This window comes from Ensifer sp. ENS02 (assembly GCF_014851885.1).
Lineage (GTDB): Bacteria > Pseudomonadota > Alphaproteobacteria > Rhizobiales > Rhizobiaceae > Ensifer > Ensifer adhaerens.
This window is the reverse complement of sequence record NZ_JACVAO010000034.1, coordinates 1-25,351: the sequence shown is the minus strand read 5'-3', so window position 1 is coordinate 25,351 and position 25,351 is coordinate 1. Positions and strand designations below refer to the sequence as shown.

The 25,351-nt window shown below is 63.6% G+C and carries 24 protein-coding genes; 13 read left to right on the top strand and 11 right to left on the bottom strand.

The genetic code is table 11. The features are described from left to right. Nucleotides 1-484: 484 nt before the first annotated feature. The 3 genes from hrpB to IB262_RS34740 all read left to right on the top strand — a co-directional run bounded on the left by hrpB (nt 485) and on the right by IB262_RS34740 (nt 4,949). A complete protein-coding gene (gene hrpB / locus IB262_RS34750) occupies nt 485-2,944 on the top strand; it encodes an ATP-dependent helicase HrpB (protein WP_112977282.1) in 2,460 nt (819 codons plus the stop codon). A 34-nt stretch (nt 2,945-2,978) separates the two neighbouring features. Further along, nucleotides 2,979-4,286, top strand: coding sequence for an ActS/PrrB/RegB family redox-sensitive histidine kinase (locus tag IB262_RS34745; protein ID WP_034802125.1), 1,308 nt, complete (start codon nt 2,979-2,981; stop codon nt 4,284-4,286). A gap of 78 nt (nt 4,287-4,364) precedes the next feature. After that, nucleotides 4,365-4,949: an ActR/PrrA/RegA family redox response regulator transcription factor gene (locus IB262_RS34740; protein ID WP_034802128.1), complete on the top strand. Its 585-nt coding sequence runs from the start codon at nt 4,365-4,367 to the stop codon at nt 4,947-4,949. A gap of 58 nt (nt 4,950-5,007) precedes the next feature. On the opposite strand, the gene IB262_RS34735 is transcribed toward IB262_RS34740, so the two are convergent. Next, entirely contained in the window at nt 5,008-5,532 is a 525-nt protein-coding gene (locus IB262_RS34735; protein ID WP_112977275.1) for an MmcB family DNA repair protein, read from the bottom strand. Nucleotides 5,533-5,715: 183 nt separating this feature from the next. On the opposite strand from IB262_RS34735, the gene IB262_RS34730 reads away from it, so the two are divergent. Then, complete coding sequence (locus IB262_RS34730) at nt 5,716-6,405, top strand: L,D-transpeptidase (protein WP_034802133.1); 690 nt, start codon at nt 5,716-5,718, stop codon at nt 6,403-6,405. 273 nt (nt 6,406-6,678) lie between these two features. Continuing rightward, nucleotides 6,679-8,604 (top strand): methyl-accepting chemotaxis protein, encoded by a 1,926-nt coding sequence (locus IB262_RS34725; RefSeq protein ID WP_090302300.1) that lies wholly within the window; start codon nt 6,679-6,681, stop codon nt 8,602-8,604. A 112-nt stretch (nt 8,605-8,716) separates the two neighbouring features. On the opposite strand, the gene IB262_RS34720 is transcribed toward IB262_RS34725, so the two are convergent. Continuing rightward, nucleotides 8,717-10,888, bottom strand: coding sequence for a malate synthase G (locus tag IB262_RS34720; RefSeq protein ID WP_112977274.1), 2,172 nt, complete (start codon nt 10,886-10,888; stop codon nt 8,717-8,719). 205 nt (nt 10,889-11,093) lie between these two features. Continuing rightward, nucleotides 11,094-13,097, bottom strand: coding sequence for a hydantoinase/oxoprolinase family protein (locus IB262_RS34715; protein WP_112977273.1), 2,004 nt, complete (start codon nt 13,095-13,097; stop codon nt 11,094-11,096). Nucleotides 13,098-13,189: 92 nt separating this feature from the next. On the opposite strand from IB262_RS34715, the gene IB262_RS34710 reads away from it, so the two are divergent. Further along, the gene (locus IB262_RS34710) at nt 13,190-13,876 is read left to right on the top strand and encodes a hypothetical protein (RefSeq protein WP_162728920.1); all 687 of its coding nucleotides are present in this window, start codon (nt 13,190-13,192) and stop codon (nt 13,874-13,876) included. On the opposite strand, the gene IB262_RS34705 is transcribed toward IB262_RS34710, so the two are convergent. From IB262_RS34705 to hslV, 5 genes are all read right to left on the bottom strand, one after another. After that, complete coding sequence (locus IB262_RS34705; RefSeq protein WP_034802144.1) at nt 13,830-15,224, bottom strand: cytochrome P450; 1,395 nt, start codon at nt 15,222-15,224, stop codon at nt 13,830-13,832. The genes IB262_RS34710 and IB262_RS34705 overlap by 47 nt on opposite strands. A gap of 73 nt (nt 15,225-15,297) precedes the next feature. Continuing rightward, nucleotides 15,298-16,242, bottom strand: a complete 945-nt coding sequence (locus IB262_RS34700; protein WP_112977271.1) for a DUF1402 family protein — start codon at nt 16,240-16,242, stop codon at nt 15,298-15,300. Nucleotides 16,243-16,435: 193 nt separating this feature from the next. Beyond that, nucleotides 16,436-17,743: an ATP-dependent protease ATPase subunit HslU gene (gene hslU / locus IB262_RS34695; RefSeq protein WP_034802146.1), complete on the bottom strand. Its 1,308-nt coding sequence runs from the start codon at nt 17,741-17,743 to the stop codon at nt 16,436-16,438. Continuing rightward, complete coding sequence (locus tag IB262_RS34690; RefSeq protein ID WP_060608910.1) at nt 17,740-18,264, bottom strand: GNAT family N-acetyltransferase; 525 nt, start codon at nt 18,262-18,264, stop codon at nt 17,740-17,742. Before IB262_RS34690 ends, hslU begins: the two co-directional genes overlap by 4 nt. Then, on the bottom strand, nt 18,254-18,811 hold the full coding sequence (gene hslV / locus IB262_RS34685) for an ATP-dependent protease subunit HslV (RefSeq protein ID WP_051659613.1): 558 nt from the start codon (nt 18,809-18,811) through the stop codon (nt 18,254-18,256). Before hslV ends, IB262_RS34690 begins: the two co-directional genes overlap by 11 nt. 227 nt (nt 18,812-19,038) lie before the next feature. Between hslV and hisB the strand changes: the two genes are divergently transcribed. From hisB to coaA, 7 genes are read left to right on the top strand one after another with little or no spacing between them, the layout of a single operon-like run. Beyond that, nucleotides 19,039-19,647, top strand: coding sequence for an imidazoleglycerol-phosphate dehydratase HisB (gene hisB / locus IB262_RS34680; protein WP_034802151.1), 609 nt, complete (start codon nt 19,039-19,041; stop codon nt 19,645-19,647). 24 nt (nt 19,648-19,671) lie between these two features. Beyond that, nucleotides 19,672-20,142, top strand: coding sequence for a DUF2628 domain-containing protein (locus IB262_RS34675; RefSeq protein WP_060521554.1), 471 nt, complete (start codon nt 19,672-19,674; stop codon nt 20,140-20,142). Continuing rightward, nucleotides 20,142-20,792 carry an imidazole glycerol phosphate synthase subunit HisH gene (hisH, locus tag IB262_RS34670; protein ID WP_112977270.1) on the top strand — a complete coding sequence of 217 codons (651 nt, stop codon included), beginning with the start codon at nt 20,142-20,144 and terminating at the stop codon, nt 20,790-20,792. Before IB262_RS34675 ends, hisH begins: the two co-directional genes overlap by 1 nt. Before the next feature lie 28 nt (nt 20,793-20,820). Beyond that, entirely contained in the window at nt 20,821-21,558 is a 738-nt protein-coding gene (gene hisA, locus IB262_RS34665; RefSeq protein ID WP_060521552.1) for a 1-(5-phosphoribosyl)-5-[(5-phosphoribosylamino)methylideneamino]imidazole-4-carboxamide isomerase, read from the top strand. A 3-nt stretch (nt 21,559-21,561) separates the two neighbouring features. Then, entirely contained in the window at nt 21,562-22,338 is a 777-nt protein-coding gene (hisF, locus tag IB262_RS34660; protein WP_034802161.1) for an imidazole glycerol phosphate synthase subunit HisF, read from the top strand. 15 nt (nt 22,339-22,353) lie between these two features. Beyond that, the gene (locus IB262_RS34655) at nt 22,354-22,677 is read left to right on the top strand and encodes a phosphoribosyl-ATP diphosphatase (RefSeq protein ID WP_112977269.1); all 324 of its coding nucleotides are present in this window, start codon (nt 22,354-22,356) and stop codon (nt 22,675-22,677) included. After that, nucleotides 22,674-23,666, top strand: coding sequence for a type I pantothenate kinase (gene coaA / locus IB262_RS34650; protein WP_112977268.1), 993 nt, complete (start codon nt 22,674-22,676; stop codon nt 23,664-23,666). Before IB262_RS34655 ends, coaA begins: the two co-directional genes overlap by 4 nt. A 15-nt stretch (nt 23,667-23,681) precedes the next feature. Here the strand turns inward: coaA and IB262_RS34645 are convergent, their stop codons facing one another. Genes IB262_RS34645 through lysM form a run of 3 tightly spaced genes read right to left on the bottom strand, consistent with a single transcriptional unit; the run spans nt 23,682 to nt 25,219 of the window. Beyond that, on the bottom strand, nt 23,682-24,293 hold the full coding sequence (locus tag IB262_RS34645) for an alpha-ketoglutarate-dependent dioxygenase AlkB (RefSeq protein WP_034802169.1): 612 nt from the start codon (nt 24,291-24,293) through the stop codon (nt 23,682-23,684). A gap of 12 nt (nt 24,294-24,305) precedes the next feature. Next, nucleotides 24,306-24,743: a hypothetical protein gene (locus IB262_RS34640; protein WP_234852608.1), complete on the bottom strand. Its 438-nt coding sequence runs from the start codon at nt 24,741-24,743 to the stop codon at nt 24,306-24,308. Between the two features lie 2 nt (nt 24,744-24,745). Then, a complete protein-coding gene (lysM, locus tag IB262_RS34635) occupies nt 24,746-25,219 on the bottom strand; it encodes a peptidoglycan-binding protein LysM (RefSeq protein ID WP_034802175.1) in 474 nt (157 codons plus the stop codon). Between the last annotated feature and the right edge of the window lie 132 nt (nt 25,220-25,351).

Here is a 25,351-nt window from a genome sequence, read left to right as displayed (position 1 = left end):
GTCAGTGATCGGGCTTATAGACCCCACACATCCGACACGTCAACAGCCACGTTCAAAAAAACTTCAAAAATCGACAACTCACTGAATTTACACAATAATTCCAGCTGTTGATAAACTAGGTCGATTTAATGCACCGGAAAACCAGCGAATCCGCGGTGCGAATCTTTGACCAGGCGGTCAAAAACCTGGTGGCCATTTCACGTGGCCCAAAACGCCCCTCTGAGCGAGCCCATCTACATGTAGACAGCATGGATCTCTCAGCCGTCAGATGTAGATATCTCCAGCAACGAAGCGCCATACGAAGCACGCTCACGGACGCGCCACGCTTGCCCTTGGGCGGGCGATTGCCGTACTTGCGAATTGTCCGCCCTGCCCGACATGACGATCCATGCGGTGGCGGACCGACAACATGGTGATGCATGAGCCGACGGATGCACCGACCGCACGCAGCGCCATCATCTCTATAGGGGGCGGAGAACCAGACGTGACGACACAGCTTCCTGCGCTTCCGGTTCGCGAGGTGCTGCCCGCACTGGCACAAGCGCTCACCGCAGGCCCCTCCGTGGTGCTTTCGGCCCCACCCGGCGCCGGCAAGACGACGCTCGTTCCACTCTTCCTGCTCGATCAGGACTGGGCAAAAGGCGGAAAGATCATTCTGCTCGAGCCGCGCCGCCTGGCAGCGCGCGCCGCAGCTGGCCGCATGGCCGAGCTCCTGGGAGAAAAGGTCGGCGAAACTGTCGGCTATCGCATGCGTCTCGACAACCGCGTCTCCGGCAAGACACGCATCGAAGTGGTGACCGAGGGTGTGTTTGCCCGCATGATCCTCGACGACCCGGAACTCAAGGGCGTCGCAGCCGTGCTGTTCGACGAATTCCACGAGCGCTCGCTCGACGCGGATTTCGGCCTGGCGCTGGCGCTCGACGTACAGGCGGCGCTGCGTGACGACCTGAAGATCATAGTTATGTCGGCAACGCTCGATGTCGAGCGGGTCTCGGGCCTGCTTGGCGATGCGCCGGTCATCGAGAGCCAGGGGCGCAGCTATCCGATCGACATCCGCTACCAGGATCGCGGCGGCGACAGCGTCGAGGACACGATGCTGCGGGCCATTGCCGAAGCGCATCGTACGGAAGATGGCTCCATCCTCGCCTTTCTGCCCGGCCAGGCCGAAATCACCCGAGTCGCCACGCGGCTCCAGGACCGCTTCGACAACAATACGGCGATCGTACCGCTTTATGGCAACCTGACCCAGAAGGAACAGGATGCAGCGATCCGGCCGGCGCCATCAGGCACCCGCAAGATCGTGCTTGCCACCTCGATCGCCGAAACCTCGATCACCATCGACGGCGTACGCATCGTCATCGACAGCGGCCTGCAGCGCCTTCCGGTGTTCGAGGCAGCGACCGGGATCACGCGGCTGGAGACGGTGCGCGTGTCGCGCGCGTCTGCCGATCAGCGCGCCGGCCGTGCGGGGCGAACCGAACCCGGCATTGCCATCCGTCTCTGGCATAGCGGCCAGACCGCAGCGCTTGCCGCCTTCACGCCGCCGCAGATTCTGGCCAGCGATCTCTCGGGCCTGCTGCTCGACTGCGCCCATTGGGGTGTCAGCGATCCGGCCACCCTTGCCTTCATCGACGCGCCGCCGGAGACGACACTCGCCGAAGCGAGGAAACTGCTGACCAGCCTTGGCGCGCTGGACGAGGCCGGCGCGCTGACCCCGACGGGCCGCAAGATCCGCGACCTGGCCTTGCCGCCGCGGCTGGCGGCAATGGCGGTCGCCGCGGCCGAAGAGGGACAGGCGGAAACCGCGTGTCTCTTGGCGGTGATGCTGACCGAACAGGGCTTGGGCGGCAACAGCGTCGATCTCGAGGACCGGGTGCGCCGCTTCCGTCAGGAGCGTGGCGACCGCGCCGGCGCCTCGCGCAATCTGGCGCGGCGCATGGCGGCCGAGCTGAAGGGCGCGCCGAAATCGAGCGAACCGATCCAGCCGGGTGCCCTGCTGATGCACGCCTTTCCCGACCGCATCGCGCTGCAGCGCGGTGGCCGCGGCCGATTCGTCATGGCGAACGGACGGGGCGCCGAGATCCCCGAGACGGAGCGGCTGGCGGCGGCTTCCATGCTCGTCATCGCCGACCTGACCGGCCGCGCCGGCGGCCAGCGCGTGCTGGCGGCGGCAGAGCTGACGCGCGCCGAGGTCGAGGCGCATATGCCCGAGGCGATAACCCGCGAGGACCAGAGCTTTTTCGACAAGGCCAGCCGGCAGGTGCGGGCGCGTCGGGTCACGCGGCTCGGCGCCATCATCTTCGAGGAGGCGCCGCTCACACGACCGACCGGTGAATCGGCGGCGCGGGCACTGGCCGACGGCGTACGCCAGCTCGGCCTTGCCATCCTGCCCTTCTCCAAGGAAGCGATGCAGATGCGCGACCGCCTCGGCTTCCTCAACCGCTCGATCGGTGAACCCTGGCCGGATGTTTCCGACGAAGCGCTGCTCGACCGTCTCGACGACTGGTTCGTTCCCTTCCAGCACGGCATCACCGCGATTGCCGACATCAAGGCATCCAACCTCTCCGACGGTCTGCTCTCCCTCATTCCACACGAGCGGCAACGGGAACTCGGGCGGCTGGCGCCGACGCATTTCGAGGCGCCGACCGGGCAACGGCACCCGATCCACTACGACGGCGACGAGCCGCTGCTATCGATCCGGGTACAGGAGCTGTTTGGCCTGAAGACCCATCCGGCGATCGGCGATGGGCGGCTGCCGTTGCTGCTCGAGCTGATCTCGCCCGGACATCGGCCGATCCAGACGACGCGCGACCTGCCCGGTTTCTGGGCGGGTTCCTGGCGCGATGTGCGCGCCGACATGCGCGGGCGCTATCCGAAGCATCCCTGGCCCGAGGATCCGGCCAATGCGGCGCCGACGACACGGGCGAAGCCCCGTGGTACATGAGACGAAAGCATCGATCATTGGAATGCAGGCACGAATGACCACTGTTGCGCTCGAACACAACAACGACCAGACCAGCAACCGCAGCCTGCGCCTGCAGACGCTCGTTCGGCTGCGCTGGCTTGCCGTCGGCGGCCAGTCGATCGCCGTCCTCATCACGGCCTTCTGGCTGCAGTTTCCTCTGCCTCTGATTTCCTGCCTGGTGCTGATCGCGAGCCTCGCGCTGGTCAACGCCTATGTGACGTTGCGCTATCCGCCGACGCACCGGTTGCAGCCGCCGGCGGCCTTCGCGCTTCTCGGCCTCGATCTCGCGCAGATCACCGGATTGCTGTTCATCACAGGCGGGCTCACCAATCCCTTCGCGCCGCTGCTCTGCGTCCCGGTCATCATTTCCTCTGCGTCGCAGCCGAAGTCACACAGCATCATTCTTGCCGGTTTTGCGGTAATCGCCATCACCGCACTCGCCTTCTCACCCTTTCCGCTGCCCTGGTATCCGGGCACGGTCCTGCTGATGCCGCGGGTGCTGACCGCCGGCATCTGGTTTGCGATCGTCTCGATGACCGCCTTTGCCGCCTTCTATACCTACCGCGTGTCGCTGGAAGCGAGTGAGCTGTCGGAAGCGCTGACGGCGACCGAACTCGTGCTTCAGCGGGAAAAGCACCTGTCGCAGCTCGATGGGCTTGCGGCAGCGGCAGCCCATGAACTCGGCACGCCGCTTGCGACCATCAGCGTGGTCGCCAAGGAGATGGAACGCGAACTCGGCGACGATCCGCGCTTCGGGGAGGACGTGCATCTGCTGCGCAGCCAGAGCGAACGCTGCCGCGATATCCTGAAGCGGCTGACGACGCTGTCCTCCGAGAGCGAGGAGCACATGCGGCTCTTGCCGCTGTCGTCGCTGATCGAAGAGGTGATGGCGCCGCATCGCGAGTTCGGCATCCACATCGAGCTCATCGAAAAGGGCGACCGTGCCACGGAGCCGGTCGGCAACCGCAATGCCGGCATTCTCTATGGGCTCGGCAACCTCTTGGAAAACGCCGTCGACTACGCCAAGAAACAGGTGACCGTAACCGTCGAGCACACGGCGGATCGGGTTCGCGTCACGATCGCCGACGATGGTGACGGTTTCGCGCCCGATATCCTGCAGCGGATCGGCGAACCCTATGTGACACGCAGGCAGAAGGATGACAGCGCCGGCGGCCTCGGGCTCGGGCTCTTTATCGCAAAGACGCTGCTCGAACGCTCGGGCGCGCGCCTGCGCTTCGAGAATGGCGGGCCGGAGAGGCCGGGCGCCCGGGTCAGCGTCGAATGGCCGCGCGCCCTCATGGATACGAAACTGGCGAAATGACATTTCGCAGTTTATTGAACGAGGCAGAAACCTATAATCTCGGCGAAAGCGTTCCGTTTTTGCCCAAGGATTGCGAGAATGACCGACAAATCGACAGCTTCGCCCAGCACCACCGCACAGGACGCCGAACTGATCGGACCGGACCGCACCCTGTTGCTGGTCGATGACGACGCACCCTTTCTCAGGCGGTTGGCCCGCGCCATGGAAGCCCGTGGCTTTTCGGTCGACATCGCCGAATCGGTCGCGGAAGGCATCGCCAAGGCCAAGGGCAACCCGCCGAAATATGCGGTCATCGACCTCAGGCTCGGCGACGGCAGCGGCCTCGACGTGATCGAAGCGATCCGCGGACGGCGCGACGACACGCGCATGATCATGCTGACCGGCTACGGCAACATCGCCACCGCCGTGAACGCGGTGAAGCTCGGCGCGGTCGACTATCTCGCCAAGCCTGCCGATGCCGACGACATCTTTGCCGCGCTCGTGCAGCGCCAGGGCGAACGCGTCGAGCCGCCGGAAAACCCGATGTCGGCCGATCGCGTGCGGTGGGAACATATTCAGCGCGTCTATGAAATGTGCGAGCGCAACGTCTCGGAAACGGCGCGCCGGCTCAACATGCATCGCCGCACGCTACAGCGCATTCTCGCCAAGCGCGCGCCGAAGTAAGCAATCAACTTCCACGACCGGCGCACAACCGCTGCTCCGGTCGCTTTTCCCCGCGGGATCAGTCGCGACCGCCGGAGAGGATGTCGCCGATCGAATCACCGAGTTCGCCGTTGCGCTCGGCCGCCCATTCGGCAAGCATCAGCCGTTGTGCTGCCGTACGGGCAAAGAGTTGCAACACCGACTTGCGTGTCGCCGGCGGCAGCCTGTGTTCGGGCGCCTCGCGAACGATGTGGCCTTCATAACCGTCAGACAGCAGCAGTCCGCAGTCCTCCGGAAAGATGTCCAGTGGCACGCCGGCATGGGTGGCGAAGAACAGCCGGTCGCAGTGCTGTCGGTAGTCCGGCCATTTGCGGTCGACACGAAAGTCCTCGATCGAGGTTTTGATCTCGACGATCCAGATCTCGCCCTTCACCGACAAGGAGATCAGATCGGCACGCCGCCCACTCGCCAAAGTCAATTCCGGCAGGACCGAATGGCGCAGCTCGGCGAAAAGCCGCTGCACGCCGCGGCGCACCATCATCGCGCGATTCGATTGGCGACCGTCGATCAAGGGGTTGTCGCCATGGATGGAGAGGATTGTCATGCGTCCGGTGTCCCTTTGAGCCGGTCATTTTGTTGCAAAAAAACAAGGGTCATGGAATTTGCACTTTTCAGCCAAATTGTGGCCGCGCAATCTCTTGCATAGCTCAAACTAATCGAAAATAACCGTACTCACTGTTGGTCGCGGCGACCCAGTTTTTACTTCGCTTCTTTTTAAGAGACTCCCATGCGCTTCCGCAATGCCTTCCTCTTGTGCAGCCTCGCGGCGACACTCGCCGTTGCCGGCTGCTCGACGACCTCGTCCAAGCCCGAAACGGCTGCGAACGAACCCGCGCCCGCAACGGTACAGGTTGCTACGAATCAGATCTTTAACGGCGATTATGGCGCAGTTGAGGATCACGGTTACGCGCTGCCGGCCATTCCGATCAGCAAGGTCGATACCCGTTTCCATCGCCAGATCGTCGATTACGCCACCAGCGAGCGCCCCGGAACGATCGTCGTCAACACGCCGAATCGCTTCCTCTACTACGTGCTGCCGGGCGGCAAGGCCGTTCGTTACGGCATCGGCGTCGGCAAGGCCGGTTTTGCATGGGAAGGCGAAGCCTATATTGCCTGGAAGCAGGAATGGCCGATGTGGCATCCGCCGAAGGAAATGGCGGAACGCAAGCCGGAAGTCGCCAAGTACGTCGAAGATGGCATGGGTCCCGGCCTCAAGAACCCGCTTGGCGCCCGCGCGCTCTACCTCTTCAATGACCAGGGCAAGGATACGCTGTTCCGTCTGCACGGCACGCCGGAATGGTCCTCGATCGGTACCGCCGCTTCGTCCGGCTGCATCCGCCTAATCAACCAGGACATCATCGACCTCTATTCGCGCGTTCGCCCCGGCAAGAGCGCCCGCGTCGTCGTCCAGCAGTAATCGAATCAGATCGACACTGACAAAGCCGCCGACCCCGCCGGCGGCTTTTTTCGTTCGCGCTCAAAGTCACCCAACTTCCGAGCGAAAGCCGCAAGCAGGCACACCATCGACGCAAAGTTGCCGTCCTAATTCGCGCTCAAATCAGGGTCGCGGTATTTGTCCCTGTCCGCTCGAAAAGTTCAATTTCGACTTAAATTCAGTCGCTTATTAAGTAAGCGTTATCTAAATAATCGAAACAGTGTGCCCACGAAATTCCGCTCGGGAGGGACTGGCATGCTGATCAAGACCAAGCTTATCGGCGCAATCGCGCTTCTATCATCCATCGCTATCGGCATCGCTATTCACAGCCAGAGCACGCTGTCGGAAACCAGCGACATGATGGACGCGGTCTACGCCGATCGCATTGTGCCGCTGAAGAACCTGAAGGCGACTTCCGACGCCTTTGCGGTCTCGATCGTCGATGCTGCCCACAAGGTGCGCAATGGTAACGAATCGATGGAGAGCGGCCTTGCCTCGGTCAATGCCGCACGGGAAACGATCAAGTCAAACTGGGATGCCTATGCGGCGACCTCGATGACCGACGAGGAACGGAACCTCGTCGACAATGCACGAAGCCAGATGGTCGTTGCGATGGATTCGATCACGGCACTCACGCAAATCCTCTCGGCCAAGGACCAGAAGGCTCTTGATGCCTTCGTGCGCGACAAGCTCTACGCTACGATCGATCCACTGACGGCCACGATCTCCGAGATTTCGGACCTGCAGGTCGAACTTTCGGGTACGGCCTTCGAGGCCAAGCATCACGAGTTCGAAACCGTACAGACACTCAACATTGGGATCATCGTTCTCGTCGTGGCGCTTGCTGCCGGCACCCTGCTTGTGGTGCTGCGCGGCGTCGTCGGACCGCTCGCCCGCCAGATCGCCGCCATGCGCCGGCTGATCGACGGCCACGTTGAAGATGCCGACGAGCCGGTGCGCGGCAAGGACGAGATCGCCGAAATGGCCCGCGCCATTCAATCCTTCCGCGTGGCGGCGCGCTCGAATCTTCGGCTGCAGGCGGAGGCCGAGGAGAACCGCCGCAACGGCGAGGCCGAACGTGTCCGCGTCCAGAAGGCGGCGGAGCAGGCGGCGCAGGAAAAGCTGACGCAGGCGACCGCCGGACTTGCCGGCGGCCTGCAGCGGCTGGCCAACGGCGATCTCGCCGTTCAGCTACATGAGCCGTTCGCCGCCGAGTTCGAACAATTGCGGCACGACCTCAACAAGGCGGCCGCGCAGTTGAACGATGCGCTTCTCGCCGTTGCCGACAGCGCCCAAAACATCGGCATGGGCACGCGCGAAATCAGCCAGAGCGCCGACGACCTGTCCAAGCGCACCGAACAGCAGGCCGCGTCTCTCGAGGAAACGGCCGCGGCGCTCGATCAGATCACCGCCAATGTCAGCAATTCCTCAAGACGGACGGAGGAGGCACGCGACATCGCCGGCGAGGCGAAGACCAGCGCGGCCCAATCCGCCGTCGTCGTCGCCAACGCGGTGGAAGCCATGCGTCGGATCGAGGAATCCTCCAGCCAGATTTCCAGCATTATCGGCGTCATCGACGAGATCGCCTTCCAGACAAACCTCTTGGCGCTGAATGCCGGCGTCGAAGCAGCGCGGGCCGGCGAAGCGGGAAAGGGCTTCGCCGTCGTGGCCCAGGAGGTGCGCGAGCTCGCCCAGCGCTCGGCGAAGGCTGCGAAAGAAATCAAGGATCTCATCCGCACATCGAGCCGGGAGGTCGAGAACGGCGTGCACCTGGTGCGCGACACCGGCGAGGCGCTGCAGACGATCGAGGCGCATGTGATCACGATCAACGAACACATGGCGGCGATCGCCACCTCCGCCCGCGAACAGTCGGTGGGATTGAGCGAAGTCAACACCGCCGTCAACCAGATGGACCAGGTAACGCAGCGGAACGCAGCGATGGTCGAGGAAGCCAATGCGGCCTCCGCGACGCTGGCGCAGGAAGGCACGAACCTGCGCAACCTGATCGACCGCTTCACGCTCGCCGGCGAGGCCCAGCCAAAGGGCAGGCCGATGGCGCCTGCCCCGGCAGTCGCCGCAACCACGCGTGACCAGGGACGTCCTCAGCCGGTACGCCGACCAGCCCCCTATGCCACCCACGGCAATGCCGCACTCGCAACGGACGGCTGGGCGGAGTTTTAGAGCGGCGCGGGCTGCGATCGTGCCTGGAAGCCCGGACCACCGCTGAAACGAAAGAGCCGTGCGTTCATGTGAACGCACGGCTCTTTTCCAATACCCCGACTTCGGTGGCGAATCAGGCGGCGTTGCGCGCCTTCAGCTCCAGGCGGCGGCGGTGCAGGACCGGCTCGGTGTAGCCGTTCGGCTGCTCGCGGCCCTTGAGGACGAGTTCGACGGCGGCCTGGAAGGCAATCGAACGGTCGAAATTGCCGGCCATCGCGACGTAGAGCGGATCATCGGCGTTCTGACTGTCGACGACGGCCGCCATGCGCTTCATCGTCTCGACGACCTGGGCCTCGGTGACGACGCCATGATGCAGCCAGTTGGCCATGTGCTGGGCGGAGATGCGCAGCGTCGCACGGTCTTCCATCAGGCCGACATTGTTGATGTCGGGAACCTTCGAGCAGCCGACGCCCTGATCGACCCAGCGCACGACGTAGCCGAGGATGCCTTGCGCGTTGTTGTCGAGTTCGCGCTGGATTTCCTCGGACGTCCAGTTCGGACGGACGGCGACCGGCACGGACAGGATATCGGAGAGCTTGGCGCGGGCGCGGCTCTTCAGGCTCGCCTGGACTTCGGCGACATTGACGCGGTGGTAGTGGGTCGCGTGCAGAGTGGCCGCGGTGGGCGACGGCACCCAGGCGGTGTTGGCGCCGGCCTTCGGGTGGGCGATCTTCTGCTCGAGCATCGCCGCCATCAGATCGGGCATCGCCCACATGCCCTTGCCGATCTGGGCGTGACCGGACAGGCCGCATTCAAGCCCGATGTCGACGTTCCAGTTTTCATAGGCGCCGATCCAGGCTGCCTGCTTCATGTCGCCCTTGCGGATCATCGGGCCGGCTTCCATGGAGGTGCGCATCTCGTCGCCGGTGCGATCGAGGAAGCCGGTGTTGATGAAGACGACGCGCTCGCGGGCCGCGCGGATGCATTCCTTGAGGTTGACCGTCGTGCGGCGCTCCTCGTCCATGATGCCCATCTTCATGGTGTTGGCGGGCATGCGGAGCGCCTTTTCGACACGGGCGAAAATCTCGCTGGCGAAGGCGACTTCCTCGGGGCCATGCATCTTCGGCTTGACGACATACATGGAACCCTCGCGGGAGTTCATGCGGCGACCGCCGTTGCCGACATCGTGGAGGGCAATCAGCGCCGTCACCATCGCGTCCATGATGCCCTCGGGCACTTCCTTGCCGTCGCGGTCAAGGATAGCCGGATTCGTCATGAGGTGGCCGACGTTGCGGACCAGCATCAGGGAGCGGCCGGGAAGGGAAAGCGTGCCCCCGGCAGTTGCCGTGTAAACGCGGTCGGCATTGAGACGACGGGTAAAGGTCTTGCCGCCCTTGGCAACCTCTTCTTCGAGGTCGCCCTTCATCAGGCCGAGCCAGTTGCGGTAGACGACGACCTTGTCTTCGGCATCGACGGCGGCGACCGAATCTTCGCAGTCCATGATCGTGGTGATCGCCGATTCGAGAATGACGTCGGCGATGCCCGCCGGATCTTCCTTGCCGATCGGCGTGGTGGCGTCGAGGACGACGATCGCATGCAGATTGTTGTGCCGGAGAACGATCTCGAAGCGCGCACCTTCAGCCCCGGAATAGCCGGCGAATTGAGCGGCGTTGCGCAGTGCAGTGCTCGAACCATCCTTGAGACCAATCGCCAGCGCACTGCCAGCAACCTTCAGGGACGTAACGTCGGCCCAGCTTCCATTCGCCAGCGGCGCACTGGCGTCGAGGAAGCTTCGCGCCCAGGCGATGACCTTGGCGCCGCGCTTCGGATTGTAGCCGCGGCCCTTCTCGGCGCCATCAGCGTCCGAAATCGCGTCCGTGCCGTAGAGCGCATCGTAGAGCGAGCCCCAGCGCGCATTGGCGGCGTTCAGCGCATAGCGCGCATTCATGACCGGAACGACGAGCTGCGGGCCGGCGATCGTCGCGATCTCCGGATCGACATTGGCGGTCGAAACGCTGAACTCGCCACCCTCGGGCAGCAGGTAGCCGATATCGCGCAGGAAGGCCTGATAGGTCTCCATATCGCTGGGGGCGCCGTTCTGCTTGTACCAGGCGTCGAGCTTGGCCTGCAGGTCGTCGCGCTTGGCGAGCAGCGCCCGGTTCTTCGGCGTCAGATCGTGCACGAGGGCGGAAAGCTCAGCAAAGAAGTGCTCTGCATCGACGCCGGTGCCCGGCATCGCCTCTTCCACCAGGAAGCGATGGAGGTCCGCATCAATCTTCAATCCATACGTCTCAATGCGGTCCATCTGCCAACTCCTTGAAATAGACGTAAGGAGCGCCACCGATCCGAACGGATGCGATGAAAACGCCCCAACATGTTGATCTTGCGCCTGAAGCGGGTCTCGGACCAGCCCATGCGCAATACGCGCGTGAAACGGCCGCAGTTTCTCACCAATTCATTCCCTGTCAATTCTGCAAGGATGCGAAGAATTGTTTCCGAAATGGAAAAGATCAGCCGTGCGCGATGCGCGGCCGGCCGCTGGCGGACGCAACGAACCGGGCCTCGATCAGCTTGGGGCTGCCCTCGACCTCCGGCGCATCGATTTCCTCGCGCAGCAACGACGCGGGATCATCGGCACCGTTGGTGCGCGCCGCCTCCAGAGCTGCGGTCTCGGCCCGTCGGCGCGCGGCACCAAAAGCCTTTTCCTGATCGAGAAAGCGTTCGCTGGCCCCGGCCCCGTTGACGACAAAAATGCCCTCCTCCGGCATCGTCACGAAAACGGTGACGGTGGCGCTTACCTGGCCGACCACGGCGCCGACGGCATTGGCGACGCCGGCCTCCTCGGGAATGGCGGCTTCGGTTCCGAGCATCTCGGCAATAGCCGGGTAATAAACCGGCGCCGAAGCGCCAAGACCGACGAGCGGACGATCGAGACCAAGCGAGAACCGGACGATGCCGGGCGTCCGGGTCAGCGCACGATCGACGGCCTGCGACACCGCGGGATCGATCGCGCCGGCGCCGTCCTCGCCGAGGCAGGCCTGCAGGATGACCTCGGAGGATTGCCGCGTCAGCCGATCGACGATCATCTGCGCCAGCGCCTGTGGAGAAGAAGCAATCGGCTGGCCGGAGCCGTCGCGGGTCCGGGCCGCAAGCTGAATGCCAAGCTCGGCCGCTTCGAGGTTCCATTGCGACTGCCGGCCGAGCACATGCATGGCGTCGGACGGCGTCAGACCGCAGATATGGACGAGCCCCCGGGCCACCAAACGATCGAGCGTCGCCTTCTGTGGCGTCGAGACGAGCAGCGTTTCAAGCGAGACGGGGACGCTACCGATGCGCTCGTAGAGCGCCTGCTCCTGTGGCTGCAGGCCGCTTGCCAGATGATCCGGCAGGCCGGTACGCACAGCAAAGCGCCCATTGTTGCGCCCGGTGTGCTGGGCGCGCATCTGTTTTTCCAGCACCGAGATGACGGCGTCGCCGTGGAGCGCTGCGGCGAGGCTCAGCGGCATCAGCCGGCGCGGACCGAGATCGATCTTCGCCTTGAGGCCGCGATCGTTGATGCGCACTTCCGAATCACCGCCAAGGCCGTAGGTCCGCATCGCAACAGCCTCGACCATGGTGCGGAAGCCACCAACGACGGCGCCTTCGGCATCGAGACGCGGGCGGCCGCCATCGAGCACGGCCACGTCGGTGGTGGTGCCGCCGATATCCGAAACCACGGCGTTGTCGAGGCCGGTCAGATGCCTTGCGCCGACGAGGCTTGCTGCCGGACCGGAGAGGATCGTCTCGATCGGGCGCAGCCGCGCCTCCTCGGCCGAAATCAGCGCGCCGTCACCGCGCACCACCATCATTGGCACGTCGATGCCGCGCGCCTTGAGGAACCCTTCGCAGGACCCGATCAGCCGGTCGATCATCGAGACGAGGCGGGCGTTGAGCAGCGTCGTCAAGGCACGGCGCGGCCCGCCGAGTTTCGAGGACAGTTCGTGGCTGCAGGTGACTGGCAGGTGCGAGACCTCGCGGATGCGGTCGCGCACGCGCTTTTCATGATCCGGATTACGAACGGCGAAATAGCCGGCAATGGCGAAGGAGGAGACCTGATCAGCCAGCACCGGCAGGACGGCGTCGAGCTCGCTCATGTCCAGCGGGGTCTCACCGCCATGCACATTGTGGCCGCCCGGCAGGAAGACTACCGGATCCGAGCCGAGCGCTTCCTGCAAACCGTCGCGCTTCAGATCCTCGGGGCCGAAGCCGATCATGACGAGGCCGGCGCGGCCGCCCTGCCCTTCAACCAGCGCATTGGTGGCAAGCGTCGTCGACAGGGAGACCATGCTGATCGCCGAGACCGGCACGCTGGCCTGATCGAGCACCGCTTCGACTGCACCGGAAATGCCGACCGCGAGGTCATGGCGGGTCGTCAGCGCCTTGGCCTTGGCGACCACCCCCTTCGTCTCCGAGAAGAGGGCGGCGTCGGTGTAGGTGCCGCCGGTGTCGATGCCGAGAAGAAAATGGGAGGTCAATTCGCGCAGTCCGGAATTCGCGCGGGGCGCAGAGGCCCCGGGTTCAATGGGGATCGATGCGGTGATATGACATATTTCAGGAGAAGACCATCGTGTCGCAGACATCGACGATGAGTTCAGCGACACCGGTGAGAATGGCAGGGGTCCATCGCATGCTCGAACGCCGCCATCCGTTGCTCGTCGCCTTGCTGTCAGCGGGCATCCTGTGTCTTGCAGCAATGCCGTCCCGCGCACAGGACGCGGAGGAAGAGGAATACAAGCCGCAGCTGCCCGAAGTCGCGATCTACAAGGCGATGCTCGGTGCCAACAAGCAGACCGGCTGGATCCAGTTTCGCGACTATGACGACCGGCAGCTGATCTATTTCACGGCATTGCAGACGATGCATTGCCGGCTATCGGAAATCCGCTACTCGATCAATTCCGATGCACTCGACCAACGCTTCCCGCTGGCCAAGTGCAATCCGCAGCTGCCGTTCAACCTGCCGGGCGACGAGACGGCCGAATATGTCTACATCTCGCTGCCCGCCAAAACGGCGCAAACGCTGACGATCCAGGCGGTCTGGGACGACGGCGCCGGAAGCGAGATCGTGGTTTACAAGCCCTGCGACAATGTCGGCGACGCCACCTGCGCACAGATCAAGACGATCAAGAAGCCGTCGAAAATGCTACAGCAGCCGAAGCCGGCGGATTCTCCGGTGCGTTCCGTTCAGTCACCGATCCCCGGCAAGACCTTCAGCGAGCCGAAACCCTCATCGGCAACCCGCCCCGCGGTTGAGTAGTGAGCCGCTGTACCGGCCAGGGATTGGTTTCCGCGGTCGTATCGAAGCGGTAGCGGTGCATCATCACTGCCAACGCGATCACCGCTTCCTGCAGCGCGAAAGTCGCGCCGATGCAGACGCGCGGTCCGGCACCGAAGGGCAGATACTGGTAGCGGTTCAGCTTCTCTCGGTTTTCCGGCAGGAAACGCTCGGGCATGAACGCGCGCGGCTTATCCCAGTAGAGCACATGGCGATGCAGCGTCCAGGGCATGATCAGTACGGCGATCCCTTTGGGGATGCGCACCCGCTCGCCAGTCGGTGAGGTCCACGCGTCTTCCTCGATCGCCGCGCGATTGATTGACGGCGCCGGCGGATAGAGCCGCATCGCCTCCTCGAAGGCGGCGAGCACATGCGGCATCAGACCAAGCCATTCGACCGGCTCGGCACCGCTTGCCATCGCGGTATCGATCTCGGCTTCCATGATTTCGCGATAGGCCGGTGTGTTGGCAACGCAGTAGAGCGTCCAGGCGAGTGCCCGGGCGGTGGTCTCGTGCCCGGCACCGATGAAGGTCAGGATGTTGTCCTCGATCTCCGCGGTCGAAAGGCCCTGGCTGCCCTCGATCTCCAGAAGCAACGTCAGGAAATCCTGCGGCGTGCCCTTAGGGTCCTCCGCCATCTTGCGGCGGCGAAGCGCCATGGTCTCCGACACGATCGAGCGGAAGCGGTTCATCACCTTCCTGCCGCCGATGCGGGTCGGGCGCGGGATCCATTCGGGCGCCAGCAGAATGTCCATCGGATCGACACGGCCCATGCGGTGCAGCAATTCCTCGACGCTCTGGACGAAGCCTTCGCGCTCGACGGCGACCTCACCGGAAAACAGCGTTTCGGCCAGGATGTCGAAGGTCAGTTCCGTCATGTCGTTGGCGACATTGGTGGTAAAGGGAGCTTCCTGGGCTCCGGCATAGCGCTCGACGAACTGCTCTGAACTGCGCAGCATCTGGCCGGCAAAGCCCTTGGCGTGGCGCGGCGTGAACACCGGCGCCATGGCCTTGCGCGAACGCTTCCAGACCTCGCCTTCCGCCGTCAGCAGCCCGTCGCGCAGGATGGGCCGCAGGATCAACCGGCGCACCTTCGACATTTCGTAATTGGCGACGTTATCGACGAGGATATGGCGGATGAGGCCGGGATCGTTGACGATCAGGGTGCGCTGGGTAACGAACTTCGTCTCGATCCAGGGCAGCGTATAGGATGGCTCGCCCCACAGTTCGAGCGGATTGCGCAGCACGGTCCTGATGATCTTCAGGTAGGAAGGGATGCCGACACGGGGAACGGGAGCCGGCGGTTCGAACGGCTCCGGACGCATGTCCATGGTGATTGCCTTTCTCGATTGCCCCAGGATTTCAGGTTTTTACGGCGCAATCAAGGAAAGTGCTTCACGTGAATCACAGCAGGCTTTCGAGTTCCGACAGCTTGTCGTTGACGAGCCAGCCGTAATAGTTTTCCTCCGGCCATTGCGCCTGACCGCTCTGGATCTTGGCGGCGAGCGCGGCCGCGCGGCCATCCGGATTGCCGACATTATAGAGCGTCGCGGTTACACCGGGGTTGGTCGAAATATCGACCCCTGCGATCGACTTGTAGGCGTCGATCGAGTGACGGATCGAGGCCGCCATATAGGCAAGCGAGACGTCCGGATCCATGATCGCCTCATAGACGCCGGCGGCATTGTTCTCGTCGAGGCGCTCATAGCCCGAGGTCTTTGCCACGATATCGGTCAGCATCAGGGCGGTCAGCGGGTTGATCTGACCAAGGCCGAAGGTCTGGCCGGCGAAGAACGGCTGGAAGAAAACGGCGCTGAAACGGTTGTTCGGGTAGGACTTGCCGCCCACCGACTTGCCGCGGAAGTCGTTGTCCCAGACCCGCTCGCGGCAGCTCCACAGCGCATAGGCGCCCTTCTTGGCGCCGCATTCGGAAAATTGCGGCCGAGCCACGAATTCGGCGACGGTCTCGCCATCGTATCCGAACTGGAAGCTGTTGCCGGCATAGGCAGCCGCCTTGACGTAATAGGACTGCAGCCGATCGTAGGCGTCGACATTGTAGGTGTGTTCGCCGACGATGGCGCCGACCATGTGGATCGGCGCGATGCCATAGGCGCGCGACACGGACTTGATCTTGCTGATCAACTGCTTGTCGGTGGCTAGCAGATCGCGGACCTTCTCGAACTTGGCATCGAAGGACGTGCGGCCGGCCTTGGTGCGGCGCACGGATGCGCCGGGGATCGCCGGTTGCTCGACGTTGCGGTTGCCCGGCGGAACGTCGGTCGCGGCGAATGACTGGCTTGCGCTCAGGCAAAACGTGGCGATAGCGAGCATGCAGGCGGTGAAACGCACGATCTCTTCTTCCTGTGACTGGTGGAGGCTGCCTCGGTCGGCGGGCCGCTCCTACGCCAAGATCATGTCGGAAAAATGCCCGGACCACGATCGATAACCGCGTCCGTGTTAGAAAAAATGCGGCCGCCTGTCGAGAGACAGGCGGCCGCGTATTCAGGGTTGCGGGCGTTTGCATGGCCCTACGACCGAAATGTCACAGGATATAGCGCGACAGGTCGGTGTTGGCGGCGAGATCGCCGACATGCTTGCGCACATATTCAGCGTCGATCGTCACCTCGTGGCCGGCGCGGTCCGGCGCATTGAACGAGATCTCGTCCAGCACACGCTCCATCACGGTCTGCAGCCGGCGGGCGCCGATGTTCTCGACCGTGGCGTTCAACTGCACCGCCACGTCTGCAAGCGCATCAATTGCGTCATCGGTGAAGTCGAGCTTGACCTCTTCTGTGTCCAGCAGCGCCTTGTACTGGCGGATGAGGCTCGCCTCGGTTTCCGTCAGGATGCGGCGGAAGTCTTCCTTCGTCAGCGCTCGCAGCTCGACGCGGATCGGCAGGCGGCCCTGCAACTCCGGCAGCAGGTCCGAGGGCTTGGCCACGTGGAAGGCGCCGGACGCGATGAAGAGGATGTGGTCGGTCTTGACTGGCCCATACTTCGTCGCAACGGTCGTGCCTTCGACGAGCGGCAAGAGGTCCCGCTGTACGCCTTCACGCGATACGCCAGCACCCATGCCGCCTTCCCGCGAGGCGATCTTGTCGATCTCGTCGAGGAAGACGATGCCGTCGTCTTCGACTGCCTTCACGGCCTCGCGCTGGATCTGCTCGTTATCGAGCAGCTTGTCGGACTCGTCGTCGATCAGCATGCCATAGGAGGCCTTGACGGTCGTCTTGACCTTCTTGGTGCGGCCGCCGAGCGCCTTGCCGAACATCTCCGAAAGATTGAGCACGCCGATATTGGCGCCCGGCATGCCCGGGATCTCGAAGCCGCCGCCCGGCGCGCCGGTCTCGGCGATGTCGATCTCGATTTCCTTGTCGTCGAGCTCGTTGGCCCGCAGCTTCTTGCGGAAGCTGTCGCGCGTTGCCGGCGACGCGGTGGCGCCGACCAGTGCATCGAGCACGCGCTCCTCGGCATTCTGGTGCGCCTTTGCCTTGACTTCGGCGCGGCGCTTTTCGCGCACGAGACCGATGCCGACTTCGACGAGGTCACGGATGATCTGCTCGACGTCGCGGCCGACATAGCCGACCTCGGTGAACTTGGTCGCCTCGACCTTGACGAAGGGCGCGCCGGCGAGCTTGGCGAGCCGCCTGGAAATCTCGGTCTTGCCGACGCCGGTCGGTCCGATCATCAGGATGTTCTTCGGCATCACCTCGTCGCGCAGCTCGTCCCCGAGCTGCTGGCGGCGCCAGCGGTTGCGGAGCGCGATCGCCACGGCGCGCTTGGCGTCGTTCTGGCCGATGATGAAACGGTCGAGTTCCGACACGATTTCTCTGGGTGAAAACGTACTCATGTAGTCCTCTCAAACTCGGTCCGCGTCAGCTCCATCAGGAGTGTGCGGCCGGACGTATCAATCCATTCTGCGTAAGGCACGAAGCCGGCCTTGGTGTAGGCGCTGACGGCCCTTCGGTTGCCGGCGTCAGGGTCGATCACGACGCGGGGGGCGCCGGCGGCAAAGAGCCGCCCGGCAAAGGCCCGGACCGCGAGCGATGCGACGCCCCTGCCCGTCAGTTCCGCCGGGCCGATGAAGATGTCGATACCGGGCACATCGGCCGGCATGTCCTTCGCCCAGGGCTCGTCGTCCGGGTACTGGGCCGGCACCCAGGACTGGATGTAGCCCGCCGGCTCGCCGGCCACGTGGAAGATGAAGCCTTCCACTTCTCCTGACGCGCAGCCTTCGCGGATCAGCTCCACTTCCTTGTCCGGGTCGCCCCACCATTGCCGCACATGCGGCTCGCTCAGCCAGGCATGCAGCAGCGGCAGGTGGCTATCGGCCACCGGCACGAAACTGACATGCGCGGGCTCATTGGGCATCCAGTGTCTCCACGACGATATTGTGGTTGGTGTAGACGCAGATGTCGCCGGCGATCTGCAGCGCCCTGCGGGCAATATCCTCGGCCGACTTGTCGCTGTCCATCAGCGCGCGGGCCGCGGCAAAGGCGTAGTTGCCGCCCGATCCGATGGCAATCGTGCCGTGCTCGGGTTCGAGAACGTCGCCGTTGCCGGTGATCGCCAGCGTGATCGACTTGTCGGCCACCAGCATCATCGCTTCGAGATTGCGCAGATACTTGTTGGTGCGCCAGTCCTTGGCGAGCTCGACGGCTGCCCGCATCAGCTGGTCGGGATACTGTTCGAGCTTTGCTTCGAGCCGTTCCAGCAGCGTGAAGGCATCGGCTGTGGCACCGGCAAAGCCGGCGATCACGTCGCCCTTGGCAAGCCGCCGCACCTTGCGCGCGTTGCTCTTCATCACGGTCTGGCCGAGGCTCACCTGGCCGTCGCCGGCCATCACCACCTTGCCATCCTTGCGTACCGTTATGATGGTCGTCGCATGCATCGTTCCGTAGGGATTGTGTTCGCTCATGAAATTACCCGTAGGCCCCTGATACGCGGGGCATTGCGGCTCGTGACTCGAGCCTGGTTGCTTGAGGCCTATGTAAGTACGGCAGACGGGTTTGCAAATGGCAACAGGCCGCCGGCGCAATCTTCGTTCGGCGACTGTCACCGCATGATTCGAATCGACCGCTCAAGTTCTGGATATTTCAGCTTTTGCCTGATAAGGAGCCGCGTCAGCGTATACAGGAGAGCCCGATGGCAGAAGCCACGTCCAGCCGCACCGCAGAGGTTTCGCGAAAGACCAACGAAACCGCGGTATCCGTATCGGTCAACATCGACGGCACCGGAATCGCCAAGATTTCGACCGGCGTCGGTTTCTTCGACCATATGCTGGACCAGCTCGCCCGACATTCGCTGATCGACATGGAGATCAAGACTGACGGCGACCTGCATGTCGACGACCACCATACGGTCGAGGACACCGGCATTGCCATCGGCCAGGCGATTGCCAAGGCGCTTGGCGACCGGCGCGGCATCACCCGCTATGCCTCGCTCGATCTTGCGATGGACGAAACGATGACCCGCGCGGCAGTGGACGTTTCCGGCCGACCGTTCCTCGTCTGGAACGTGACCTTCACCTCGCCGAAGATCGGCACCTTCGACACGGAACTCGTGCGCGAATTCTTCCAGGCGCTCGCCCAGCATGCCGGGATCACGCTGCATATCCAGAACATCTACGGCGCCAACAACCATCATATCGCCGAGACCTGCTTCAAGTCCGTCGCCCGCGTGCTCCGCACCGCAACCGAAATCGACCCGCGCCAGGCCGGCCGCGTTCCCTCGACCAAGGGGACCCTTGCCTAAGCGGCCAGTCACTGGCTTTGACTCATGGCTTCTTACATGATCCTCACCCCGCCGGGTGCGCGCGCCAACGACGAGCGGGCGCGCTTCGTCGCCGACGGCTTTTCCTGGTGGGCCTTCCTTTTCCCGGCGCTCTGGCTTCTCGCCAAGCGTCAATGGGCAATCGGAATCGCAGTTGCTGTTCTGCAGATCTCGTTAATATTCCTGTCGAACCACGAGAGCGGCTTCTTGCCATCTCTCCTGGCCCAGCTCGCGCTTCGGCTGGTGGTGGCGCTCGAAGGGCCGGTTCTGGTGGCGCGCAGCCTGACGGCCCGTGACTGGACGCTGCGTTCCATCGTGCCGGCGCCCAATCTCGAAGCGGCCGAAGAGATCTATTTCACGAGCCTGGCTTCGAACGAGACCAAGCCCGCCGCCCCCTCCCCGGCCGACTGGACCGTGCGCAAGCCCTCAAGTGGCGGCCCCGGCCTCGGCCTTTTTGATTCCTACGGAGAACGCTGATGCGCGTCGCCATCATCGATTACGGCTCGGGCAATCTGCGCTCGGCCACCAAGGCCTTTGAACGGGCCGCCCACGAAGCCGGCATTGCAGCCGAGATCGACCTTACCGACAAGCCGGAACGGGTGGCGAGCGCCGACCGCATCGTGCTTCCGGGCGTCGGCGCCTATGCCGATTGCCGCCGCGGCCTTGCTGCCGTCGACGGCATGGAGCAAGCGTTGACCGAGGCGGTCGAACAGGCTGGGCGACCCTTCCTCGGCATCTGCGTCGGCATGCAGCTGATGTCGTCGCGCGGACTTGAAAAGACCATCACCCACGGTTTTGGCTGGATCCCCGGCGATGTCGTCGAGATGACGCCCGCCGACACCACGCTGAAGATCCCGCAGATCGGCTGGAATACGCTGAAGCTCAAGCGCGAGCACCCGCTGTTTGACGGCATCCGTGTTGGCGAAGCCGGCCTGCATGCCTATTTTGTGCATTCGTACCACCTGGCCGCTGAGGACGCCGCCGACGTGGTCGCCGAGGCCGACTATGGCGGGCCGGTCACGGCCTTCGTCGCCAACGGCAACAAGGCGGGCTCGCAGTTCCACCCGGAAAAGAGCCAGGCGCTTGGCCTTGCCCTCATCTCGAATTTCCTGCGCTGGAAGCCCTGAGCTTTCGCACGACTGATTGGACAGACCCATGATCCTTTTTCCCGCGATCGACCTGAAAGACGGGCAATGCGTGCGCCTGAAGCTTGGCGACATGGACCAGGCGACGGTTTACAACCCCGACCCGGCGGCCCAGGCCCGCGCCTTTGAAGACCAGGGCTTCGAATGGCTGCACGTGGTCGACCTCAACGGCGCCTTTGCCGGTGAGACGGTCAACGGTACCGCCGTTGACGCCATTCTCAAGGCGACCAAAAACCCGGTGCAGCTCGGCGGCGGCATCCGCACGCTCGACCATATCGAAAACTGGCTGTCGCGCGGGCTTGCCCGCGTCATCCTCGGCACCGTCGCTGTCCGTGATCCGGCGCTCGTGATCGAGGCCTGCCGCAAATTCCCCGGCAAGGTCGCCGTCGGCATCGACGCCAAGGGCGGCAAGGTTGCCGTCGAAGGCTGGGCCGAGGCTTCCGAACTCGGCGTGATCGAGCTTGCCAAGAAGTTCGAGGGCGCCGGCGTTTCGGCGATCATCTATACCGACATCGACCGCGACGGCATCCTGACCGGTATCAACTGGGCTTCGACGCTGGAACTGGCGGACGCGGTTTCCATTCCTGTCATCGCATCGGGCGGTCTCGCCTCGATGGACGATATCCGCCGCATGGTCGAGCCGGACGCGCGCAAGCTCGAAGGCGCCATCTCCGGCCGCGCGCTCTATGACGGCCGCATCGACCCGCAGGAGGCGCTGGAGCTGATCCGCGCTGCGAGAAAGGCTTGAACCATGACGCTTAAAGCCCGCGTTATCCCCTGCCTCGACGTCAAGGACGGCCGTGTCGTCAAGGGCGTCAACTTCGTCGACCTGATCGACGCCGGTGACCCCGTGGAAGCGGCCCGCGCCTATGACGCTGCCGGCGCCGACGAGCTCTGCTTCCTCGACATCACCGCGTCCTCGGACAATCGCGAGACGATCTTCGACGTCATCGCCCGTACGGCCGAACAGTGCTTCATGCCGCTGACCGTCGGCGGCGGCGTGCGCCAGGTTTCCGACATCCGCAAGCTGCTTCTGGCCGGCGCCGACAAGGTGTCAATCAACACGGCTGCGGTAAAGAACCCGGAATTCGTCGCCGAAGCCGCCGACAAGTTCGGCAACCAGTGCATCGTCGTCGCGATCGACGCCAAGAAGGTCTCGACGGATGGCGAAGCGGATCGCTGGGAGATCTTCACCCATGGCGGACGCCAGCCGACCGGCATCGACGCGATCGATTTTGCCCGTCGGGTGGTCGATCTCGGCGCCGGCGAGATCCTTTTGACCTCGATGGACCGTGACGGGACCAAGAGCGGCTATGACATCGCGCTTACCCGCGCCGTCGCCGACGCGGTCCGCGCGCCCGTTATCGCGTCGGGTGGCGTCGGCACACTCGACCACATGGTCGCCGGCATCAAGGACGGTCACGCGACCGCGGTCCTTGCCGCCTCCATCTTCCACTTCGGCACCTATAGCATTGGCGAAACCAAGCGCTATATGGCGGAGCATGGCATCGCCATGCGCCTCGACTGAGCTTCAGGATCTCCCATGGGCGACTTCACACTTTCCGACCTCGAAGCCATCGTCGCGACACGCGCGATGGCGGCGCCGGACGAATCCTGGACGGCAAAACTGGTGGCAAGCGGCCAGCCGAAGGCGGCGAAGAAACTCGGCGAGGAAGCGGTTGAAACCGTGATCGCGGCCATCAGCAACGACCGCGCAAATCTCGTCGCCGAAAGCGCCGATCTCCTCTATCATCTAATGGTCGTATTGAAGATCGCCGACGTTCCGTTGCAGGATGTGCTCAACGAACTTCAGCGACGGACCAACCAATCCGGCCTGCAGGAAAAGGCAAATCGGCACACCCCATGACGATCGCGGCGAAAGACATCGAAGCAGCCGACCTGCCCGACAACCTCCAGAAGCGGGACTACTCGCCCTATCATTTCTTCACCGCCGAGGAATGGTCGCGCTTTCGTGCCGATACGCCGATGACGCTGACGGCCGACGAGGTCCAGCGGCTGCGCTCGTTGAACGACCCCGTCGATCTCGGCGAGGTCCGGCAGATCTACCTGTCGCTGTCACGCCTGCTTTCGACCCATGTGGAATCGTCGCAGATGCTCTTCGAGCAGCGCAAGCGCTTCCTCAGCATGTCCGAGACGAAGACCCCCTTCGTCATCGGCATTGCCGGATCGGTGGCTGTCGGCAAGTCGACCACGGCGCGTATCCTTGCGCAGCTCCTGTCGCGTTGGCCGTCGAGTCCGAAGGTCGACCTGGTGACAACAGACGGTTTCCTCTATCCGAACGCCGTGCTCCAGCGCGAAAACATGATGGACCGCAAGGGCTTTCCGGAGAGCTACGACGTCGGCGCGCTCCTGCGCTTCCTGTCGGCGATCAAGGCCGGCCAGCCGAACGTCAAGGCGCCCAGCTATTCGCACCTGACCTATGACGTGCTGCCCGACCAGTTCACGGTCATCGACCGGCCAGATATCCTGATCTTCGAAGGCATCAACGTTCTGCAGTCGCGCAACCTGCCGGCCGACGGCAAGATCGTGCCGATGGTCTCGGATTTCTTCGACTTCTCGATCTATATCGATGCCGAGGAGAGCCTGATCCACAGCTGGTACGTCAACCGCTTCATGCGGCTGCGCGAAACCGCGTTCAAGAACCCGGAATCCTACTTCCACCGCTACGCCACGATCAGCGAGGATGCAGCCCGGGCGATTGCCGAGGGATTGTGGCACAACATCAACCTGAAGAACCTGCACCAGAACATCCTGCCGACGCGCCCGCGCGCCGACCTGATCCTGCAAAAGGGCCCGAACCATCTGACCGAAAAGGTGGCGCTCAGGAAGCTCTAAGCTTTCGGTGCATCCTCAGGGATTGACGCGGCGGAGTGTCAGATTGACCCGCCCGCCATTCTTCAGCAGCGTCGACGTGCTCGGATAGATCCGGTCGACGCCATGGAAGGCGAGACGCCCTTCCCCACCCAGCACCACGACATCGCCGCTTTCCAGCCGGAAGGACATGGTCTGGCCGCCGCGCGAATTGCCACCCACGCGGAAGAGGCAGCTGTCACCAAGCGAGATCGAGACGACGGCGGTTTCAAGATCGCGCTCGTCGCGATCCTGGTGCAGCCCCATGCGGGCCTCTTCGGAATAGAAGTTTACCAGGCAGGCCTCGGGCGTCTTGCTGCTTGCGGAAACCGCATCCCAGATATCGAGCAGGATCTCCGGCATGACCGGCCAAGGGCGGCCGGTCACCGGATGCTGAGACTGGTAACGATAGCCGCGATCGCGATCCGTGACCCAGCCGAGCGCGCCGCAATTGGTCATGCGCACCGACATGGGTTTGCCAGTCTTCGGCATTTCCGGCACGAACAGCGGCGCTTCGGCAACGACTGACCGAATGGCCTCGACCAGTTGCTCCTGCCGGGCACGATCGAGATAACCCGGAATATGTCTGATCCCTTTCGGGAGCACCTGCATGAGAAGCAGTCCTTATTGTTCCAGGCCGAGAAGTGCCGCCGGCACACCGTAGCGAAGCGGCCAGCCGGCATAGGCCACATCCGTCGGCCCAACGACGTGATCGACCAGGTTCCAGCGGCCATTCTGGAAGCTGACGAGTGCGAACACCGTCAGACCATCCATCATGTCTGCCTCGTCGCGCAACCCGGTTTGCGGCAGGTCGATGGATCCGCCACCCGGCCGTTGCGGCTCGACCTGCATGAAGGCCCAGTTGGGTGCGGCACGCATGGTGGTGACGACGAATTCGACGGGACCGCGCATCTCGGCTTCGACCGCGGGGCGGATCGCGTCGAGGATGGCGGCACGCTCCGTACTGCCCTTGGCGGGTTCACGGAAAGGCTGCGCCAAAGAACCGCTGGCAAGCCAGAGGCTTGCCAGCGCGGCAACGACGAGAGAACGCCTGAAGGACACGCTCAGGCCGCATCCAGATCCGGAATGCGCAGAACCTGGCCGGGATAGATCTTGTCCGGATGGGTCAGCATCGGCTTGTTGGCTTCGAAGATCACCGTGTGCTTGGCGCCCTTGCCCTTGCCGTACTGCGCCTCGGCAATCTTCCAGAGGTTATCGCCCTTCTTGACCGTATAGAAGACGGGCTCCTTTGCCGGAGCAGGTGCTGCGCCGGCATCGGCGACCTTGAGTTCGGAGGCCTCGACTGCTGACACGCCGAGCGTGTTGCCGACGGCGACGACGGCCTTTTCGAAGACGCTCTGGTCCTTCACGACACCCTTCAGCACGACCTTGTCACCGGCCACTTCGACCTGCACGTCCTTGGTGCCGAGATCGTGGGATGCAAGTTCCTTCTGAACGCTTTCGGCATCCGGAGCATCGTCGTCGCCGCCGATACCAAGCTTCTTGCCGGCGTTCTTGATAAAGCTGAAAAGACCCATGAATATCTCCAATGAAAGAACGCAAGGGGCAGAACGCCTTGAGTTGGCGGCTTTCCTTGGGTTCGGTTTTGTTCTGACCGGCCTTTTTTGCCGATCGGCTCAATGGTCTTCGTTCCGCTGGACAGGGCCGTC

Excerpts from the sequence above, each read along its gene's own strand:
- IB262_RS34745 (WP_034802125.1), top strand. The coding sequence starts at position 2,979 with ATGACCACTGTTGCGCTCGAACACAACAACGACCAGACCAGCAACCGC.
- IB262_RS34740 (WP_034802128.1), top strand. The coding sequence starts at position 4,365 with ATGACCGACAAATCGACAGCTTCGCCCAGCACCACCGCACAGGACGCC.
- IB262_RS34735 (WP_112977275.1), bottom strand. The coding sequence starts at position 5,532 with ATGACAATCCTCTCCATCCATGGCGACAACCCCTTGATCGACGGTCGC.
- IB262_RS34730 (WP_034802133.1), top strand. The coding sequence starts at position 5,716 with ATGCGCTTCCGCAATGCCTTCCTCTTGTGCAGCCTCGCGGCGACACTC.
- IB262_RS34725 (WP_090302300.1), top strand. The coding sequence starts at position 6,679 with ATGCTGATCAAGACCAAGCTTATCGGCGCAATCGCGCTTCTATCATCC.
- IB262_RS34720 (WP_112977274.1), bottom strand. The coding sequence starts at position 10,888 with ATGGACCGCATTGAGACGTATGGATTGAAGATTGATGCGGACCTCCAT.
- IB262_RS34705 (WP_034802144.1), bottom strand. The coding sequence starts at position 15,224 with ATGGACATGCGTCCGGAGCCGTTCGAACCGCCGGCTCCCGTTCCCCGT.
- hslU (WP_034802146.1), bottom strand. The coding sequence starts at position 17,743 with ATGAGTACGTTTTCACCCAGAGAAATCGTGTCGGAACTCGACCGTTTC.
- IB262_RS34690 (WP_060608910.1), bottom strand. The coding sequence starts at position 18,264 with ATGCCCAATGAGCCCGCGCATGTCAGTTTCGTGCCGGTGGCCGATAGC.
- hslV (WP_051659613.1), bottom strand. The coding sequence starts at position 18,811 with ATGAGCGAACACAATCCCTACGGAACGATGCATGCGACGACCATCATA.
- hisB (WP_034802151.1), top strand. The coding sequence starts at position 19,039 with ATGGCAGAAGCCACGTCCAGCCGCACCGCAGAGGTTTCGCGAAAGACC.
- IB262_RS34675 (WP_060521554.1), top strand. The coding sequence starts at position 19,672 with ATGGCTTCTTACATGATCCTCACCCCGCCGGGTGCGCGCGCCAACGAC.
- hisH (WP_112977270.1), top strand. The coding sequence starts at position 20,142 with ATGCGCGTCGCCATCATCGATTACGGCTCGGGCAATCTGCGCTCGGCC.
- hisA (WP_060521552.1), top strand. The coding sequence starts at position 20,821 with ATGATCCTTTTTCCCGCGATCGACCTGAAAGACGGGCAATGCGTGCGC.
- hisF (WP_034802161.1), top strand. The coding sequence starts at position 21,562 with ATGACGCTTAAAGCCCGCGTTATCCCCTGCCTCGACGTCAAGGACGGC.
- IB262_RS34655 (WP_112977269.1), top strand. The coding sequence starts at position 22,354 with ATGGGCGACTTCACACTTTCCGACCTCGAAGCCATCGTCGCGACACGC.
- coaA (WP_112977268.1), top strand. The coding sequence starts at position 22,674 with ATGACGATCGCGGCGAAAGACATCGAAGCAGCCGACCTGCCCGACAAC.
- IB262_RS34645 (WP_034802169.1), bottom strand. The coding sequence starts at position 24,293 with ATGCAGGTGCTCCCGAAAGGGATCAGACATATTCCGGGTTATCTCGAT.
- lysM (WP_034802175.1), bottom strand. The coding sequence starts at position 25,219 with ATGGGTCTTTTCAGCTTTATCAAGAACGCCGGCAAGAAGCTTGGTATC.